Genomic DNA, 17,843 nt, shown 5'->3' on the forward strand with positions numbered 1-17,843 from the left:
GGAACGATTAAGCAAGATCAAGCGTGCGTGCCGGCCAGGCACCCATAATCGAAACCGGGGAAGCAAGCATGCCCTCTTCCCGCGTCCGGTACATTAGCCCATGCCAGTCAACGACCTACCCGAGATGACCGCGCTCGAGCGCATCATCGAAGAACATCACACCGACTTCTCCGTCAGCAGCCATGGCAAGGTGGATGCCGATGGCCAATGCTTCCCGATCTACTCCATTTCCATCGGCAACCCCGACCCGGCCGCGCCGGCGGTCGGATTCTTCGGCGGCATCCATGGGCTCGAGCGTATCGGTACACAGGTGATCCTTGCCTTCCTGCACAGTCTTGCAACCCGCCTGCGCTGGGACCATGTGCTGCATGCGCAGTTGCAGTCGGTTCGGCTGACCTTCATGCCGCTGGTCAACCCGGCGGGCATGTCGCGCAGCACACGATGCAATGGGCGAGGCGTCGACCTGATGCGCAATTCGCCGGTCCAGTCGGCGGAACGTGTGCCGTTCATGCTGGGCGGCCAGCGGATCAGCCGTCGCTTGCCCTGGTTCCGGGGCAAGGAAGGCCAGCCCATGGAGATCGAGAACCAGGCGGTTTGCCGGCAGGTTCAGGATGAACTGCTGGCGCACGATTTCAGCATCGCGCTTGATTGCCATTCCGGCTTCGGGCTGCGGGACCGGATCTGGTTTCCGTATGCCTGCAGCACGACGCCGATCAGGCATCTTCCCGAAGTATGGGCGCTGCATGAGCTGTTCAGCCAGACCTATCCCAACCACAATTACCTGTTCGAGCCGCAAAGCCGGCAATACCTGACGCATGGCGATCTGTGGGATCACCTGTACCTGAAGGCCGCAGAGAATGAACGGCGGATTTTCCTGCCGCTGACGCTGGAGATGGGATCGTGGCTGTGGATCAAGAAAAATCCCATGCAAATCTTTTCGCGCACCGGCTACTTCAATCCGCTTCCGATGCACCGGCTGCAGCGGGTGCTGCGCCGTCATCTGGTCTGGCTCGAATTCCTCGTGCTGGCGGCTTGCGGGCACCGTCGCTGGCTGCCGGAAGGACCGGCGCGGCTGGAAAGCAGCCGGCGCGCATTCGATCTCTGGTATCGCGGAGCGGCTGCTTGAGCCATTCCGGCAATTGGGTCTTCCTGCGCGGGCTGATGCGCGAGAGCCGCCATTGGGGCGATTTTCCGGCGGTTTTCCGCCGGCATGTCGACGCTGCGGATGTGCATGTGCCGGACCTTCCGGGCAACGGACGGCTGCACATGCAGGACAGCCCGATGCGGGTGAGCGGCATGGTGGAGTGCTATCGCCGCGCGCTGGCGGCCCAGAGCGCGCCCCCGCCCTATCATTTGCTCGCACTGTCGCTGGGCGCCATGACGGCGGTGGAATGGGCGCACCGGTATCCGCAGGAAGTGCGCAGCTGCGTGCTGATCAATACCAGCATGCGCCCGTTCAGCCCGTTCTACCGCCGGCTTCACTGGCGCGTCTATCCCGAAGTATTGCGGCTGGCGATGGCGCATGCGGATGCGCAGGCGCGGGAACGCCTCGTGCTGGAACTGACCTCGCGCGGCGCCGCCGCGGTCGATGCCACGCTCGCCGCATGGACGGCATACCAGAATGAATACCCGGTGTCACGCAGCAATGCCTTGCGCCAGTTGCTGGCGGCGGCACGCTATCACGCGCCGGCACAGAGACCGCCCATGCCGATGCTTGTGCTGACAAGCGCCGCCGACCGGCTGGTCGACCCCGCCTGTTCGCGCCGATTGGCCGATGCATGGAAAACGGCGTTGTTCGTCCATCCGGATGCGGGACATGACCTGCCGCTCGACGACGGGCCGTGGGTGGCGCGACGGATCGCAACATGGCTTGATGCAGGTCAGGACAGCGGCCGATTGGCTACCCAGCAAACGATTTGACATTCTCCGGTCATCTGCCATGAGGATACTTCCTGCAGCAACGCGATCGTCCCGCCGCGCGGGATACGTCTACTTCAGGAGAATGCATATGGAACCGACCAATTCGATGGTCCGCGCCGCTGTCAGGAAAGCGGTGGAGTCCGGGCTGCTGGCAAGGAATGCTGCGCAGAATGAATATGACTGGGAGGTGATGCGGGGGATTTTGCGTGCCGCGTTCGAAGCGGGCAAGGTCGACCTGAAGCGCACCGAAGCAGTACCGGGGGAAGCAATTTCCTCGTTCGCTCAATCAACGGCTACGGGCACCTTCCTCTTTCTAGGGGGAGGCTGGGATGAGGCAGCCCGCGCAGGGGTGTGAAGGTCGAGCGACTGCATGCGCTGACTCGACCTCACCACTTCCACCCTACCCCTCCCCCTGCGAGGGGGAGGGAACCTTTTCTATCTCTTTTTAGGCACGGCATGTGTTCAAGCCACATGTGGTGTAAAAGAGCCTCAATGCACCACCCTCACCAGCCGCGCCGGGGTATCCGCCGCCCCCATCGCACGCGCCGCATCGAGCGCCGACATGCCCTTCGCATCGCGCGCCTCGATGTTCGCGCCTTCCGCCACCAGCACGTCGACCACATCCACGCGGTTGAACATGGCCGCCAGCATCAGCGCGGTCTTGCCGTCCGGGGCGGCGCCTTCCACGTCGGCGCCGTGATCCAGCAGCAATCTCACCATCGCGACATCACCCTTGTAGGCGGCGCCGGCGATCGGCGTCTGGCCATGATCGTTGCGGATTTCCGTATCGGCCCCGTACTCCAGCAGAATCCGCGCCGCATCGACATGCCCGTGATAGCTGGCGAGCATCAGCAGGCTGTCGCCCTTGTGGTTGCACAGATTCGGCGGCAGCCCCTGTTCCAGCAGCGCGCCCAGTATGACGGCGTCGCCGGTCCTGACGAGATGAAACACCTTCTGCGCGAATGCAATGGTTTCATCGTCCGGAATTTTAGCGGCTGCCGGTTTCGCTTCATCGGCAGGTTCCTGCATAGTCACTCCTTGAAGGGCATGCACGGACATCATGTGGCCGTGCATGCCCGGTCGCATTGCAGTGCCGGGTATTACTTGGCGCCGCTGGTTTCTTCCGAACGTGTCTCCAAGCCTGGAGACTCCTCCTTCTGTCCGCTGGTATAGGTCGGCGACGTTCCCCGCTGGTGAGGCGCGGGCTTGCCCGGCAGCGGCGGCAGGTCTTTCGCCCGCGACAGATCGATGCCGGCGATCTTCGCCACGCGCGTGCCGTAATCCGGATCGCAGTGCCACAGATGCCAGACCATGCGAAGCTGGATCGGCTCCGGGCATTGCTTCAGGTCGTTGCCGATGTTGTTGACCAGTTCCTCGCGTTCCCATTCCTCGAACGTCCGGTAGCGTTCGCCGGCCTGCTTGTAGTCGTCGGCGGTGCGGGTGGTCTGGTAGCGTCCAAGATGCCCTTCCACCCACTGGTGATAATCCTTTGCCGGCTTGGGCGCCTCCTGCAGTCCGCCCATCAGGCTGGGCTCGTAGTTGATGTGGCGGTTGCCGCCGTTGGGATCGACGTAATACGCCATCGCACCGCCCTGCTGGTTCGTATGCGCGCGGGCTTTTTCCTGCGGCGCGTTGATCGGCAGTTGCAGGTAGTTCGGACCGACCCGGTAACGCTGTGTATCGGAATAGGACAGCGTGCGTCCCTGCAGCATCTTGTCGTCGGAAAAATCGATGCCGTCGACCAGGACACCGGTGCCGAACGCGGACTGCTCGGTTTCGGCGAACACATTGTCAGGGTTGCGGTCGAGCACGATGCGGCCCAGCGGCAGCAGCGGGAATTTGTCCTCCGGCCAGCGCTTGGTGTCGTCGAGCGGATCGAAGTCGAGTTCGGGATGCTCGTCGTCGGTCATCAGCTGCACGCAGAATTCCCACTCCGGGAAATCGCCGCGCTCGATCGCCTCGTACAAGTCCTTCGTCGCGTGGCCGACTTCCTGCGCCTGGATTTCGGCGGCCTGTGCGCTGGTGAGGTTGCGCACGCCCTGCTTCGGCTGGAAGTGAAATTTGACGAGATGGGCGACACCCTGGTCGTTGACGAACTTGTAGGTATTCACGCCGGAGCCTTCCATCTCCCGGTAGTTGGCGGGAATGCCCCACGGGCTCTTCACCCAGGTGACCATGTGCAGCGCCTCCGGCGATTGCGACACGAAATCGTAGAAACGCCAGGGCTCCTGCCGGTTGGTCGCCGGGTCGGGCTTGAAGGCGTGGATCATGTCCGGAAACTTGATCGCATCGCGTATGAAAAACACCTTCAGATTGTTGCCGACCAGGTCCCAGTTGCCGTCGACGGTCTTGAACTTGATGGCGAAGCCGCGCGGGTCGCGTGCGGTCTCCGGCGAATCCTTGGAGCCGATCACGGTGGAGAAGCGCACGAAGATTGGCGTGCGCACACCGACTTCATTCAGAACCCGTGCCCGGGTGTACTTGGAAACCGGTTCGTTGCCGATCTTGCCATAAGGCTCGAAATAACCGTGAGCGCCGGTGCCGCGCGCATGCACGACGCGCTCGGGAATACGTTCGCGGTCGAAGTGGGTGATCTTTTCGATGAACTGATAGTTTTCCAGCGTTGCCGGGCCGCGCTCGCCGATGGAGCGCAGTGCCTGGTTGTCGCTGACGGGGTGGCCCTGACGGGTGGTGAGCGTCGGGCGCTCGGGTCGATCGGTATTCATGGCTCTCCTCTCAATGGTTGGAAGTGGCGTGAGAATGATCTGATGAGACGGACAAGATACGCGGCGATGCGCGGGTCCATCAAATTTGATCATTTGATGCATTCGATAGCTTTCTACTGCGCAAGGCAGAACGCCATCAACACCGTAGGCATATAGAGAAAATCGCAATCGATCAGTTCCTTCGATCGCGGTTTGTCCACGTCAGGCCAGAGAGAAATACCGAACCGCAAAACGACGATGGCGCTGCGGCAAATCCGCCGCAGCGCCATCGGCCACCGGTTCAGGTCGATAAACGGATCAGGCCGCGAGCTTGCTCCTCACCGCCGCGCCGTATGCGGGATCGGCCTTGTCGAAATGCGCCAATTGACGTTGCTGGATCTCGACGGCAATACCACGCATCGCATTGGCGATGTTGGTGGTGAGGCGATCGCGCTCGCCGCCTGTCATCAGGCGGAACAGGTTGCCGGCCTGGGTCGTGTCGTCATCCTCGCCGCGCGGATCGTAGCGGCCGGCTTCGCCGATCAGCGCCCAGCCGGCATCGCCATGACCGAATCCGCGCGATGCCGCACCCCTGCTGCTGACGTTGGCGTAGTTCGGCTGCGAGCCGAAATTGTCGATCGCCATCGCACCGTCGCGCTGCTGATGATTGACCGGGCAGCGCGGCCGGTTGACCGGCAACTGCTGGTGATTGGTGCCGACACGATAGAGTTGTGCGTCGTGATAGGCGAACAGGCGTCCCTGCAGCATCTTGTCCGGCGAATAGCCCATGCCGGGAACGATGTTGGCGGGCGAAAATGCCACCTGCTCCACCTCGGCATGATAGTTCTCCGGATTGCGGTTCAATTCCAGCGTGCCGACCGGAATGCGCGGAAAGTCCTTGTGCGGCCAGATCTTGGTCAGGTCGAACGGATTCCAGCCGGTCTTCGCCGCCCAGGTGGCGGCCTGGTCTTCGCGCATCACCTGGATGGACACGTCCCACTTCGGGAAATCGCCATTGGCGATCGCGTTGAACAGATCGCGCTGCGCGTAGTCCGGGTCTTCGCCGGCAAGGCGGACCGCGTCGGCGGCCGACAGGTTTTTGATGCCCTGGCGGGTTTTCAGGTGCCACTTGACCCAGACGCGCTGGCCGGCGTGGTTGATGAGACTGAAGGTATGGCTGCCGAAGCCATCCATGTGCCTATATCCGTCCGGGGTGCCGCGGTCGGAAAACAGCATCGTCACCTGGTGCAGCGACTCCGGCGCATTGCTCCAGAAGTCCCACATCATCGTGGCGGACTTCAGGTTCGTCATCGGGCAGCGCTTCTGCGTATGCACGAAATCCGGAAACTTGATCGGATCCTTGATGAAGAACATCGGCGTATTGTTGCCGGCCAGATCCCAGTTGCCCTCTTCGGTATAGAAGCGCACCGCGAAGCCGCGCGGATCGCGCTCGGTATCCGCCGAGCCGCGCTCGCCACCGACGGTTGAGAAACGGACGAAGGTTTCGGTTTGCTTGCCGATGTCCGCGAACAGCTTCGCCTTGGTGTAATGCGTGATGTCGTGCGTCACGGTGAAGGTACCGTAAGCGCCCGATCCTTTGGCATGCACCACACGCTCGGGAATCCGCTCGCGGTTGAAGTGCTGCAGCTTTTCGATCAGATGGAAATCCTGCAGCAGCACCGGGCCGCGCGGACCGGCGGTCAGACTGTTCTGGTTATCGTCGACCGGTATGCCGGAAGCTGTCGTTAATGTGGTTTTCTCGTTCATGCATGCCTCGTGAATGTGGAACTTCAGTATGCCAACGCGATGGCTGCCAATATGGCCAGCCAGCTTGCATCCATGGATTTGGTGATATTTGGTGTGAGTCGCATCGGATCGCCTTGACTTGCATGGATGAGTTGGGTAGCGGCAAGCTTATTGAAAACTATCAATAACAACAAATTGATTGATTTTATTTATTAAATAGGGAGCCGCTATGTCCCTGTGTATTCGTCAATACCCCGTGTTCGCACCCGGTTAAGGTTATAGTGTTGTTCGTTTTCTATCGGTCCAGACACTGCATACACCTGCGCTTCATGCACATTCCCTCCTTTCATTAAAGCAACGAGATCGCATACTAGATCAATGATGAATTCTCCCGAACTCCAACAAAAGACCTTCCTGTTCCTGCTGGCCGTCGTCTCGGTCGCATTCATCTGGATACTGCTTCCTTATTACGGCGCGATATTCTGGGGAACCGCGCTGGCGATCCTGTTTTCACCGCTCTACCGCCGCCTTGTCGTGAATCTGAACCAGCGGCGCAACCTGGCCGCCGTCATCACGCTGCTGCTATCGCTGGTGATCGTGATTTTTCCGCTGTCCATCATCACCGCATCGCTCCTGCGGCAAGGCGCGGCTGTTTATGAACAGATACGGTCGGGCGAACTGAATTTCGGCCTTTATTTCCAGCAGGTGATCGATGCGCTGCCGGACTGGATTGTCACCCTGCTCGACCGTTTCGGCATCACCAGCATCGCCACTCTGCAGGAAAGGTTGACGAGCGGCGCCATGCAGGGCAGCCAGCTGGTCGCCAAGCAGGCCGTCTACATCGGCCAGAACACCTTCGATTTCCTGATCGGATTCGGGCTGATGCTGTATCTGCTCTTTTTCCTGCTGCGCGACGGCTCCAGGCTATCGGTGCGCATCAGGAATGCGATTCCCCTCAGCTCGGAACAGAAACGCAACCTGTTCGGCAAGTTCACCACCGTCATCCGCGCCACCGTCAAAGGCAATATCGTCGTCGCCGCCACCCAGGGGGTACTGGGCGGCCTCATGTTCTGGTTCCTCGGCATCCAGGGTGCGCTGCTGTGGGGCACGCTGATGGCCTTCCTGTCCCTGCTGCCGGCAATCGGCGCGGCCATCATCTGGGCGCCGGTCGCAATCTACTTCCTGGTCACCGGAGCGATCTGGCAAGGCGTCGCGCTCATCGTCTTCGGCGTGTTCGTCATCGGCCTGGTGGATAACATCCTGCGCCCCATCCTGGTCGGCAAGGACACGCAGATGCCGGACTATGTGGTGCTGATTTCGACGCTCGGTGGTATCGCGATGTTCGGCCTCAATGGCTTCGTCATCGGGCCGGTGATTGCAGCCCTGTTCATCGCCGCGTGGGACTTGTTTTCGTCGGAGGACGAGATCCCGAAAAGCTGACCGGGCTTGGGGAATGACGGGAGCTTCGCCGGTCCCGTCACGGAAATAGTGCGTTGCTTAAAACAGCAGTCCGGTCGCCTTGCGGAACAAGGCGATATCCAGGTACGGCGACAGGTGGCCGGTGGACGCGGAGGAGACGAGATACAGTCCGCCGAGATCGACTTCGCCTTTTCGCGCCATCAGGTCCTGCAGGGCATTGCGGCTGCCCGGCCTGGCCAGCTCGATTGCCTTGGCCAATCCCTTCGCAACCGCGAACCCTTCCAGCGTCAGCGAGGACACCGATTCGTCGCGGAACTTGCGCATCATCTTCAGATGTTCGGACTGGATCATGGAGCCGGTCCCGGCGGGGTTCGGCACAACCTGCGAGAACACCGTCCATTCGATTGCCTTCGGACCGGCGACTTCGCGCAGGGTGGCGAGATTGATCAGTGATGTGCTGGCGACGAAGGTCTGACTTTCATACTTGCGGAATTCCTTCAGGAACAGCCCTGTAGCGATGGTGTCGGCAATGACCATGACGAATCCGGGTTTCGAACCCGCCAGCCGCTTGATTTCCATTTCATTGGGACGCCCGTCTCCGGCAAGGCGGGCAGTGCCGGTAACGGCGATACCGCGTTCGCGGATAACCGCCAGCAGGCCGTTGTATGCCTCACGGTTCGTCGGCGATTCCTGGTAGGCGATGCCGATGGTCTTGGCACCGAGGCGGTCGAAATGCGCCAGCAGGTAGCGAATCTCCTGCTGGTAGCTGGGGCGCCAGAATAGGACACGCGGCGATGGCTGCCCATTGGCGGCGGCAAGCGGCGCAAACAAGGTAAGGTTGCTGCGGCCGAAGGCGGGCGCATTGATGATTGCCTGCATGGATGCCTCGCCGACCCCGCCGATCAGGTAATCGATCCGGTCGCGCTCGATCAGTTCGCTGACTTCCTTTGCCGCCACTTCCGACCTGCCCTGGTCATCGCGGGTAATGTACCGTACCGGGCGTCCGCCAATGCCGCCTGCCGCATTAAGCGCATCAAAATAGGTTTTTATTCCTGCCACATAGTCACGGCCGATATCCGCATTTGGACTGGAAAGATCGATGGCCTGGCCGATCACGATAGGATCGCCCGAGGCGTTTGCATGGAGAGGAATGAAAAACAATGCCGCAAAAAGGAAACGTCGTACCGTGCGCCGGAATCCGAAAGCCATGATGTTGCCTATATGAAATTAAATTGCGGCAATCATACGAAAGCATTGTGACTTCTTAATGAATTGCTGAAAGCAGCCCCCGACCCGGGCGATTGGCGAATCAGCCGAAAACGCATGCCGGGATCATTCCGTATGCGGTTCGACAAGAATCAGGAGCGGATGAGAAGTCGGGAAAAATATCCCGGCGACAGGGCGGCGCTGTAAAGATATCCCTGCGCCGACGGACAGCCGTGCGCCAGGAGAAAGGCTGCCTGCTCCGCGGTTTCCACTCCTTCGGCAAGTACCTTCAACCGCAGGCTGTTGGCCATTGCGATGATTGCCGTCACCAGCGTCGTGTTGTTCAGATCATGGCCGATGCCACGCACGAACGAGCGGTCGATCTTGATCGCATGGACAGGAAACCGCTGCAGATACGACAAGCTGGAATACCCGGTACCGAAATCGTCCACCGAAAGTTGTACGCCCATCGTACTGAGGCTGATCAGGGTTGCGAGCGTAAGCTCGTTCCGCTGCATCATCGTGCGTTCGGTGATTTCAAGGTCCAGCGCGTTGGCGGGCAGGCCCGTCTCACGGAGAATCCCGGCGATAGTCGCCGCAAAGCCGGGTTGGCATATCTGGAGCGGCGAAAGGTTGACGGAGACCCGCAGATCGGCATGGCCTTCATTGCGCCATGCCTTCAATTGTCTGCATGCCTGCCGCAATACCCAGCCGCCAAGCGGCAGGATTAAACCCGTGTCCTCTGCGCACGCAATGAATGCCTCGCAGGAAACCGGCTCCTTTCCTGGCTGACGCCAGCGCAGCAACGCCTCCGCGCTGAAGATGGCACCGCTTTCGATATCCACCTGCGGTTGGTAATGCAGGACGAACTCATGCTTGGCAAGCGCATTGCGCAAACGATTCTCGATGCTCAGGCGCTGATGCGCAGCCTGATTGAGCGCCGGCGTGAAGAATTGGACATTGCCGCGCCCTCTTCCCTTCGCGTGATACATCGCGGCATCGGCGGCACGCATCAGCGTGTCCGCATCATGGCCGTCATCCGGGTAGGTACTGATGCCTATGCTGGCGCCCACATGCAGCAGGTGACCATCGACGGAGAACGGTTGCGCCAGCGCATGGAGCGCCATTTGCGCGATCGCTCCTGCATCGTCGCTCTCGTCGGCAAGGGGAAGAATCAGCACGAACTCGTCGCCGCCAAGACGTGCGCCGCTGTCGCCATCGCGCAGGTGTTGACGTATGCGTCCGGCGACTGCCTGCAGCAGGCGGTCGCCGATCTGGTGTCCCAGCGAATCGTTGATGTGCTTGAAATTATCAAGATCGATGAACACGATCGCGACGCGCGTATTGCCGCATTGCGCCTGGCCGATGGCCTGCGCGATGCGGTCGCGCAGCAACACGCGATTCGGCAGGCCGGTCAACGCATCGTAATGCGCCATGTAGCTGATACGCCGCTCCGCCTGCTGGCGATGGACGATGCCCTCCTGAAATTCCTCGATGACCTTCGCCAACTGCATCGTGCGCTCACTGACCCGATGCTCAAGCTCGTGTTTTGCATGTTGCAGGGCATTTTTCACCTGGCTGCGCTCCAATGCATAGCGGATCGACCGGACCAGCACGGTACTGCTCACTTCCCGCTTGATCAGGTAATCTTCCGCGCCATACTGCACCGCCTGCAAGGCGACATTCTCATCCGCCAGGGCGCTCATCACTACTACCGCAGGTATCGACGATACCTTGCTGTACAAATTTTTGACCGTATCCAGCCCGATGCTTTCCGGCAGACCCAGGTCCAGCAGAACCAGATCGGCGCTGCGCTCATTCAACAGCTCAATGCCGGCGGTAAGGTTGCTTGCCCAGCTGACTTCCATGGGCGGCGTGCTCGCCTGCGTCAACATATGTTCGACCAGAACTGCATCGCCGGGATTATCTTCAATCAACAGGACTTTGATCGATGCGTTATCCATGATGTTCTTCCTTATCGCATGCTTGGCTGCCAAAGAAGCAAGACGCCATCCCGCTATTGGGGCAGAGTGAAATGAATTACACGGGCGGATCTGGAAATGAGGACATTCGTTGCCGGGATTGCCAGGCGCAGGTTGCTGAAAAGACGAAGCCGATGCCGGCTGGGGAAAACCCGAAGGAAGTCGCCGGAAGATGCGTCGGGATGCGTTACCGGCAGGTCAAATCCGGTAGCGGCCTTCGCATCCGTGAACACGGACGAATCCGGAAATTCCGGAGATCGGTCAAGGCCGATTTCATGCAGCAAGCGGGGCAATCGCTTCGCTGACGGTACTGCGCAGGCCCCGTTTGTCGCAAGCCATCGCGGCAGCGCATGGCGGGCGTGAAGATCGCCGCCTTCTGCTGTGGACGGGATGCGATGGCGCTTCCTAGCATGAACAACCATGGCAGATTCGGGAGGCCCTGATGTTGATTGACATTGACCTGTCTTGCTGTGAAACCGCAGCTACGCGAGCAGCAGTTGCGGCCGATGATAGCAGCTATTCGGCGCGGAAATCGAGGCTCGCGAACAAAATGGCTCGCCATTATCGGAAGTGCAAGTTCGTAGCCTGCTCCTCGCGATCACACCCTTCTTCCAGATACTGGTTGATTACCGCAACCGCAAATGCAGTGCCCTCTTCGCACAAATAACCGTTGATCCCCGACCGTTGCGTTTGCCATAAAGGCAAACGCCGCATGGCGATGCGTTGTACTGGATACTCTCATTACCGGTACCATGGTTTGGAATAATGTCATGGAACGCATATCGTATTGTCATTTCAAGTGAAAGGCTGGCAATTGAACATCGGCATTCGCGTCGACCTGAGTACGCTGCTTCATATCATTGAAGCGATCGGCATCCTTTCATTTGCCTGCTCCGGCTTTATCGAAGCCCGGCGCAAGGACATGGATATCGTCGGCGTATTCACCGTAGCCTTCATTACCGCCTTCGGCGGTGGAACGCTGCGGGATCTGCTGCTCGACCGCAGGCCGTTATTCTGGGTCGAACATCATGAGTACACGCTGATGGTGTTTATCGTTGCGCTGGTCGCGACGCCGATCCTGCCGCATCTTCGCTCGGGACTGTCGGAAAAGATCATCGTGATTGCGGACGCGGTGGGATTGGGCGTGTTCAGCGTCGGCGGCACGTCGCTCGCCTTAGCCGCCGAGATGCCCGTATTCGTATGCGTGATGATGGGCGTGATTACCGGCATCTTCGGCGGCGTGCTGCGCGATGTCATCTGCAATGAAATACCGCTGGTGTTCCGGCGCGGGCACCTGTATGCGACCTGTTCGTTCGCCGGGTGCTGGACATTTCTCCTGTGCGACTGGCTGCTGCCGCACACGCTGGCCGTCGGCGCGGGCGTATTCGTTACCTGTGCGTTGCGCTACCTGTCGATACGCTTCGACCTGAAGCTGCCGGGATAAAAGCGTTCAGCGATCAGGCCATGGGCAACTTGCGCAAGGCCAGCGGTGCGTGGGAATGATTCAACGGCCCATGGCCGCCGCCGGTGTGCACATCGGCACCTTGCGCGATTGATTCCCGGATGTAGCCGTGCGCCCGCGTCACCGCATCCGCCAGCGAATCGCCGAGCGCAAGACGGCAGGCAATCGCGGTCGACAGCGTGCAGCCGGTGCCATGGGTGTTGCGGCTGGCGATGCGTGCGCCTTCAAGGCGTAGCGCCTGCGCATCTGCCTGCAACAGCACATCGACAAGGTGCTCGCCGGCGAGGTGCCCGCCTTTCAGCAAAACCGCTCGCGCGCCGAGCTGCAGCAATTCATTGGCGGCATCCGCCAGCTGCGCTACTTCGCTTACCGGCCGCCGCAGCAGCAGCGAGGCCTCGTCGAGATTGGGCGTGATTACCGTTGCAAGGGGAAACAGCTCCCTGACCAGTACCGAAACGGTTTCCTCGGCAATCAGCCGGTCGCCGCTGGTGGCCACCATCACCGGGTCGAGCACGACCTTCGGCCAGCGATAACGGCGGATGGCGCGCGCTACCACATGCACCACCTCCGGGTCATGCATCATGCCGAGCTTGACGGCATCGACGCCGATGTCGTCCATCACCGCATCGATCTGTTGTTCCAGCATGGCGACGGGCACCGCATGAATGCCGGTCACGCCGCGGGTGTTCTGCGCGGTGATCGCCGTGATGGCGGTCATGCCATAGCAGCCCAGTGCGGAACAGGTTTTCAGGTCGGCCTGGATGCCTGCGCCGCCGCCGCTGTCGGAACCCGCAATGCTGAGAACACGCGGATAGCGGTACGGCAGGCCGGATGAATTATCGGTGCTTGTCTGGATCATTTATTTGCGCTCCCCGCGACTGCTTAATCCGGCTTGCGGAATTCGTTTTCAATCCATTTCGCCGCGCTGCCCGGATTGAGCTTGAAGTTCGGCGCGACGGTCACCTGGGCCAGCTGCTCTCCCGACTCGTCGCGCGCGCTCAGCAGCGCATACGGATCGTCTTCATCCGGCACGATGTCCAGCATGACGGTGATTCTTGCAGAGCCGGTGTCCACGTTGACGCTCTTATGCAGCATCGCATGCAATTGCTGTTCATGCCGCCGCAACACTTCCGACGCCGTCTTGACCAGGGTCTGAAACGCGGACGCATCGAGCGGTTTCGGATTTTTCTTGTCACGGCCCATGGTCCATGGACCGACCAGCGCCGGCTCTGATTCGCCCTCCTTGATCATCGCCACCGCCCAGCCGTCATCGTCTTCATTTTTGATGACGCGCGCGGTCCAGCCGTCGTCGCGCCATAGCCGCGCTTCATGGATGACGCTGTCGTCAGCAGCCGTGTCATCCGCAGGCAGGTCGTCGGGGAATGAAGAATCTTGGTTCATCGTTTTGTCGCTCATATGGCAGGAATTCGGCTTGCCATCATAGACGAATTCCATTCCGGCCACAGCTTTCCACGCTGGAAACGGATGCCGGATACAGCGCCCTATGCGAAGACGATCAATATGTAAATTTGGCGCATCGATGGTAAAGCCGCGCAGTTGCCCTTTAGCTATAAAAACCGATCCCCGGCGGCAAGCCGCATGGCGCCTTGTCTTGAACAAATCATCATGGATTGGATGGCGTCTTTCATGGTCGGCTTCGTCGGGCACGGGAAATGCAAAACAAAAAGGATTGTGAATGCATCCGACATGCATAAAAAATGAATAAGGACAACGCCATGTATCAGGAACTGAATGTAGGCACTTTGCCGGCAAGCATCAAACAAGACATAGACAAAACCGCTATCCGGTCCATATATTTCTCGCTGCTCGATGCCGAGACCGGCAAGGACGCGATGGAGCGTGCAGGCAACTTCCTGCGTGCAAAATTGAAGGAGACGCAAGACCTGGATTGCGATCTGCCGGACGATATGCGCATGCTGTCGTCATGGATCGACGCCAATACCGAATCCGTCGGACGGCAGTACCACGACTATCTCGCGGCGCGAAAGGCCGGCGGTGAACGACGCTATTTCCGGAACAAGTCGCATGCGTTGTATTTCCTGAAATGCGTCGCGCCGACCAAGCTGGTCGACGGTGCATGGCTTTATGGTGTTCTGTCGCGGTGGAACGACGCCCGCTTTGCATCGCTGATCCGCATCTACCTGGAAGAACTGGGAGAGGGACTGCCGACCAAGAACCACGTCGTGCTGTATCGCGAATTGCTGGCGTCGAACGGCTGCGAGCAATGGGACAAGCTCTCGGACCAGCATTATGTGCAGGGTGCGATACAACTGGCGCTGGCCCATCATGCAGACGAGTTCCTGCCGGAAGTGATCGGCTTCAATCTCGGCTACGAACAACTTCCGCTGCACCTGCTGATTACCGCCTATGAATTGAACGAACTCGGCATCGATCCCTATTACTTCACCTTGCATGTGACGGTCGACAATGCCGATACCGGCCATGCGCAGAAATCGCTGCAGGGATTGATGGATGCCTGTCCCCGCATCGGTGACAGGGCGGATTTTTATCGCCGCGTGAAGGCGGGTTACCTGCTGAATATGCTGGGCGCCGGCACCACGTCGGTGATTGCGTCTTTTGACCTGGAAAAGGAGCTGATCGGCATCTTCCAACGCAAGAGCGTGGTCGGCAAACACCTGCACTCCGATTATTGCCGCGTGGCGGGACGCACGGTCAATGACTGGCTGTCCGATCCGGCGCGCATTCCGGATTTCCTCGCCGCCATGGAACGGGCCGGCTGGATCAAGCGCAACCAGGACCCGCAGCACAGCCGCTTCTGGAACCTGATCCAGGGCGACCGGGCCGAAATGTTCGGCGTGTTCACCGCTTATGAACAGCAGATCATCGCCGACTGGATCGCGGGAGATATGTCGGCCGAACCGGTGCCGCAGACCAAGCCGCGCCAGCTCACGTTCAAGGCCAAGCAGCGGCTGCTGGATACGCTCGGCCAGAAAACGCCGGGCAGGCAACGTGGAACGATGGCGCGCGGCGTCATCCGCCAGCATTACGCGCGCGACGGTTCCGACGAAAGCGGCAATGAGTTCAATGCGGATTTGCGCCGACTGGAAGAGCAGCTCGCCTCATTGTCGGACAAGGCGGACACGATGGCGCTGCTGACACGCCTGATGTCGCCTGCCAGCCACCACACCGCGCCGGGCCTGATGGCAACGCGCATTTTCACGCAACTGCTCGGTTAGAGCGCCAAAGCGCCGGCTACGGCTTCACCGAGGCCAGCCGCAGCCGGCGGGGGTTCGGCGCATTCGTCGCCTCCTGTTCCAGGCGTGCCCGGTAGAGCGCTGCGACCAGGTCCGATTGGGTGATCATGCCGACCAGACGGCCATTGCGGTCGATGATCGGCAGGTGATGCAGGCCGGTGTCGGCGAACAGGGCCACGAGGCTCGCGATAGGCTCGTCGGTGAAGGCGGTCCGCACGTCGGCCGTCATGATCTGGCCCACCACTTCCGGTTTCTTCGAGTGAGTGTGAAGCGTTCGCGTCAGAAGTGCGCGCAGCGATGCCGCCAATCCCTCCACCGTCCCGGTGTCGCACTGCTTGATGAAATCATGCTGCGTCACGATGCCGATGATGCGCTGAAAACGGTTCACCACCGGCAGCGCCTTGATGTCATGCGCATTGAGCAGCCGCCAGGCGGATTGCAGGTCGGTGCCGAATTCGACCTTGACGACATCGCGGGACATGATGTCATTGCAGGTAATCTCTCCGAAGCGGCGCTGGTAGACCTGCATCTCGGTGCGCAGCAGAATTTCCTCCAGGTCGTCGCGGCTGATGTCCAGCAACTGGTTGTACTGCTTGAGCGCCGCATCGAGGTCGGCGGGCGTAATCCCGAGCCGTTCGGTGGGCAGCAGATCGTCGGTTCGATGCTGATTGGCGTGGTCCGGAGCGAAGTGTGGATACCGTCGCCCGCACAGGTTGTTATAGGCAACCGCCGCGGCCAGGAGCAGCATAGCGTTCAGGACGACGGGCAGGATGGCATGACCGACGTATTCCGCGAAACCGGCATGCGCGATCGCCGGTGCCGCAAGTGCGGCGCCCAATGCCAAGGCGCCGCCCGGCGGATGCAGGCAGCGCAACAGGAACATCGCCGTGATCGCGAGTCCGGCGGCGGCGCACGCCGACGCAAGCGGATACGGAATCAACGCCGCGCAGCAGATGCCGATCAGCGCCGATATCACGTTCCCGCCCAGCATCGGCCAGGGTTGCGCCAGGGGGCTGGCCGGCACCGCGAAAAGCAATACGGCCGAAGCGCCCATCGGGGCGACCAGCCATGTGCTGTCGGGCGATGTGCCAAGGAGCCATCGACTTGCCGCGCCTGTGAAGAACAGGCCGACCAGCATGCCGATGATCGATCGTGCGCGTTCACGCGCGTTGACTTTAACGGGCTCCGGAAGATACCGGCGCAGCCGGTCGAACAGGAATTTCATCAGCTTAGTGATTCAAAACGAGTGGACCGCTGCCAGCGGCGCCGTGCAGGTCCATACGGCGCTATTGGCAAAAGGTCATATTGATCTTGCACAGCGTGCAGACGGTTGCGCCGCGCGGCGGCCCGTCCTTTGTCGCTCACCGGCAGGCAGTGTACATCCTTGTAAGCGTACGAGCAAAACCGCGCATCATGCCCGCCGTTGCATCGCCCTGTGCACGCCGTCCGTCATGCTGCGCAGCTTGCCGGCGAAAGCTTCCATCGCGAATGGCTTGGTCATCACTTCCATCCCCGGCGCCAGTTCGCCATTGCGGACCGCCGAATTCTCCGCATACCCCGTGATGAGCAATACCTGGAGGTCGGGGTGCAGCATGCGGGCCGCATCGGCAAGCTGGCGTCCGCTCATGCCGCCCGGCAGGCCGACATCCGTCACCAGCAGATCGATGTCGGCGGTCGATGTCATCAGCCTGAGCGCCTCCGCGCCGTCGGCGGCCTCCAGGGGCGCATAGCCCCATTCGCGCAGCATCTCCACCAGCACGTCGCGCAGATCGGCTTCGTCGTCGACCACCAGCACCTTCAGTGCAGCAGGCGCCGGCAGCGGCTCGGCGATTTCCCTTGTTCCGTCGTCCAGCACCGCTGCGCCGTCATGCTTCGGCAGATACAGGGAAACCGTCGTTCCCCGGCCGGGCTGGGAGGCAATCCGTATATGTCCGCCCGACTGCGTGACGAAACCGTAGATCATCGACAAGCCGAGGCCGGTGCCCTGCCCCAGCGGCTTGGTGGTGAAGAACGGATCGAATACGCGGGCTGCCACTTCGGGCGTCATCCCCGTTCCTGTATCGGTGACGCTGAGAAGCACATACTCTCCGGGCGGAATATCCGGCGCGACCGGCATGCCGCAAGAACCGGTGTTGCTGGTCCCGATCATCAGCCGCCCGCCATCGGG

At 60.6% G+C, this 17,843-nt stretch carries 15 protein-coding genes; 6 read left to right on the forward strand and 9 right to left on the reverse strand.

Annotation, left to right across the window (positions count from 1 at the left end; translation table 11 throughout):
• The first annotated feature begins 100 nt into the window (after positions 1-100).
• The 3 genes from VGU61_RS09015 to VGU61_RS09025 all read left to right on the forward strand — a co-directional run bounded on the left by VGU61_RS09015 (position 101) and on the right by VGU61_RS09025 (position 2,275).
• The gene (locus VGU61_RS09015; protein WP_326858778.1) at positions 101-1,126 is read left to right on the forward strand and encodes a M14 family zinc carboxypeptidase; all 1,026 of its coding nucleotides are present in this window, start codon (positions 101-103) and stop codon (positions 1,124-1,126) included.
• Positions 1,123-1,920 (forward strand): alpha/beta hydrolase, encoded by a 798-nt coding sequence (locus VGU61_RS09020; RefSeq protein ID WP_326858779.1) that lies wholly within the window; start codon positions 1,123-1,125, stop codon positions 1,918-1,920. The genes VGU61_RS09015 and VGU61_RS09020 overlap by 4 nt, the downstream gene beginning before the upstream one ends.
• A gap of 88 nt (positions 1,921-2,008) precedes the next feature.
• Positions 2,009-2,275, forward strand: coding sequence for a hypothetical protein (locus VGU61_RS09025; RefSeq protein WP_326858780.1), 267 nt, complete (start codon positions 2,009-2,011; stop codon positions 2,273-2,275).
• Between the two features lie 134 nt (positions 2,276-2,409).
• Here VGU61_RS09025 and VGU61_RS09030 read toward each other — a convergent pair whose 3' ends face one another.
• From VGU61_RS09030 to VGU61_RS09040, 3 genes are all read right to left on the reverse strand, one after another.
• Positions 2,410-2,949 carry an ankyrin repeat domain-containing protein gene (locus VGU61_RS09030; protein ID WP_326858781.1) on the reverse strand — a complete coding sequence of 180 codons (540 nt, stop codon included), beginning with the start codon at positions 2,947-2,949 and terminating at the stop codon, positions 2,410-2,412.
• A gap of 71 nt (positions 2,950-3,020) precedes the next feature.
• Positions 3,021-4,646 (reverse strand): catalase, encoded by a 1,626-nt coding sequence (locus tag VGU61_RS09035; RefSeq protein ID WP_326858782.1) that lies wholly within the window; start codon positions 4,644-4,646, stop codon positions 3,021-3,023.
• 297 nt (positions 4,647-4,943) lie between these two features.
• Positions 4,944-6,392 carry a catalase gene (locus VGU61_RS09040; RefSeq protein ID WP_326858783.1) on the reverse strand — a complete coding sequence of 483 codons (1,449 nt, stop codon included), beginning with the start codon at positions 6,390-6,392 and terminating at the stop codon, positions 4,944-4,946.
• Positions 6,393-6,749: 357 nt separating this feature from the next.
• On the opposite strand from VGU61_RS09040, the gene VGU61_RS09045 reads away from it, so the two are divergent.
• Positions 6,750-7,811 carry an AI-2E family transporter gene (locus VGU61_RS09045; RefSeq protein ID WP_414691614.1) on the forward strand — a complete coding sequence of 354 codons (1,062 nt, stop codon included), beginning with the start codon at positions 6,750-6,752 and terminating at the stop codon, positions 7,809-7,811.
• Positions 7,812-7,868: 57 nt separating this feature from the next.
• Here the strand turns inward: VGU61_RS09045 and VGU61_RS09050 are convergent, their stop codons facing one another.
• Both VGU61_RS09050 and VGU61_RS09055 read right to left on the reverse strand, forming a co-directional pair.
• Entirely contained in the window at positions 7,869-8,999 is a 1,131-nt protein-coding gene (locus tag VGU61_RS09050; protein WP_326858785.1) for an ABC transporter substrate-binding protein, read from the reverse strand.
• A gap of 149 nt (positions 9,000-9,148) precedes the next feature.
• A complete protein-coding gene (locus VGU61_RS09055; protein WP_326858786.1) occupies positions 9,149-10,960 on the reverse strand; it encodes an EAL domain-containing response regulator in 1,812 nt (603 codons plus the stop codon).
• An 805-nt stretch (positions 10,961-11,765) separates the two neighbouring features.
• Here VGU61_RS09055 and VGU61_RS09060 point away from each other — a divergent pair.
• The gene (locus VGU61_RS09060; protein WP_326858787.1) at positions 11,766-12,422 is read left to right on the forward strand and encodes a trimeric intracellular cation channel family protein; all 657 of its coding nucleotides are present in this window, start codon (positions 11,766-11,768) and stop codon (positions 12,420-12,422) included.
• Positions 12,423-12,435: 13 nt separating this feature from the next.
• On the opposite strand, the gene thiD is transcribed toward VGU61_RS09060, so the two are convergent.
• Both thiD and VGU61_RS09070 read right to left on the reverse strand, forming a co-directional pair.
• Entirely contained in the window at positions 12,436-13,299 is an 864-nt protein-coding gene (gene thiD / locus VGU61_RS09065; protein WP_326858788.1) for a bifunctional hydroxymethylpyrimidine kinase/phosphomethylpyrimidine kinase, read from the reverse strand.
• Positions 13,300-13,322: 23 nt separating this feature from the next.
• Complete coding sequence (locus VGU61_RS09070; RefSeq protein ID WP_326858789.1) at positions 13,323-13,841, reverse strand: hypothetical protein; 519 nt, start codon at positions 13,839-13,841, stop codon at positions 13,323-13,325.
• A 317-nt stretch (positions 13,842-14,158) separates the two neighbouring features.
• Here VGU61_RS09070 and VGU61_RS09075 point away from each other — a divergent pair, with 317 nt between their 5' ends.
• Positions 14,159-15,658 carry an iron-containing redox enzyme family protein gene (locus VGU61_RS09075; protein ID WP_326858790.1) on the forward strand — a complete coding sequence of 500 codons (1,500 nt, stop codon included), beginning with the start codon at positions 14,159-14,161 and terminating at the stop codon, positions 15,656-15,658.
• A 16-nt stretch (positions 15,659-15,674) separates the two neighbouring features.
• Here the strand turns inward: VGU61_RS09075 and VGU61_RS09080 are convergent, their stop codons facing one another.
• Together VGU61_RS09080 and VGU61_RS09085 are read right to left on the reverse strand one after the other, a co-directional pair.
• Positions 15,675-16,901, reverse strand: coding sequence for an HPP family protein (locus tag VGU61_RS09080; RefSeq protein ID WP_326858791.1), 1,227 nt, complete (start codon positions 16,899-16,901; stop codon positions 15,675-15,677).
• A 186-nt stretch (positions 16,902-17,087) separates the two neighbouring features.
• Positions 17,088-17,843 (reverse strand): ATP-binding protein (locus VGU61_RS09085; protein WP_326858792.1); only part of this gene is annotated, 756 nt, incomplete at its 5' end.

The sequence above is a fragment of the Noviherbaspirillum sp. genome (assembly GCF_035944575.1).
Classification (GTDB): domain Bacteria; phylum Pseudomonadota; class Gammaproteobacteria; order Burkholderiales; family Burkholderiaceae_D; genus Noviherbaspirillum.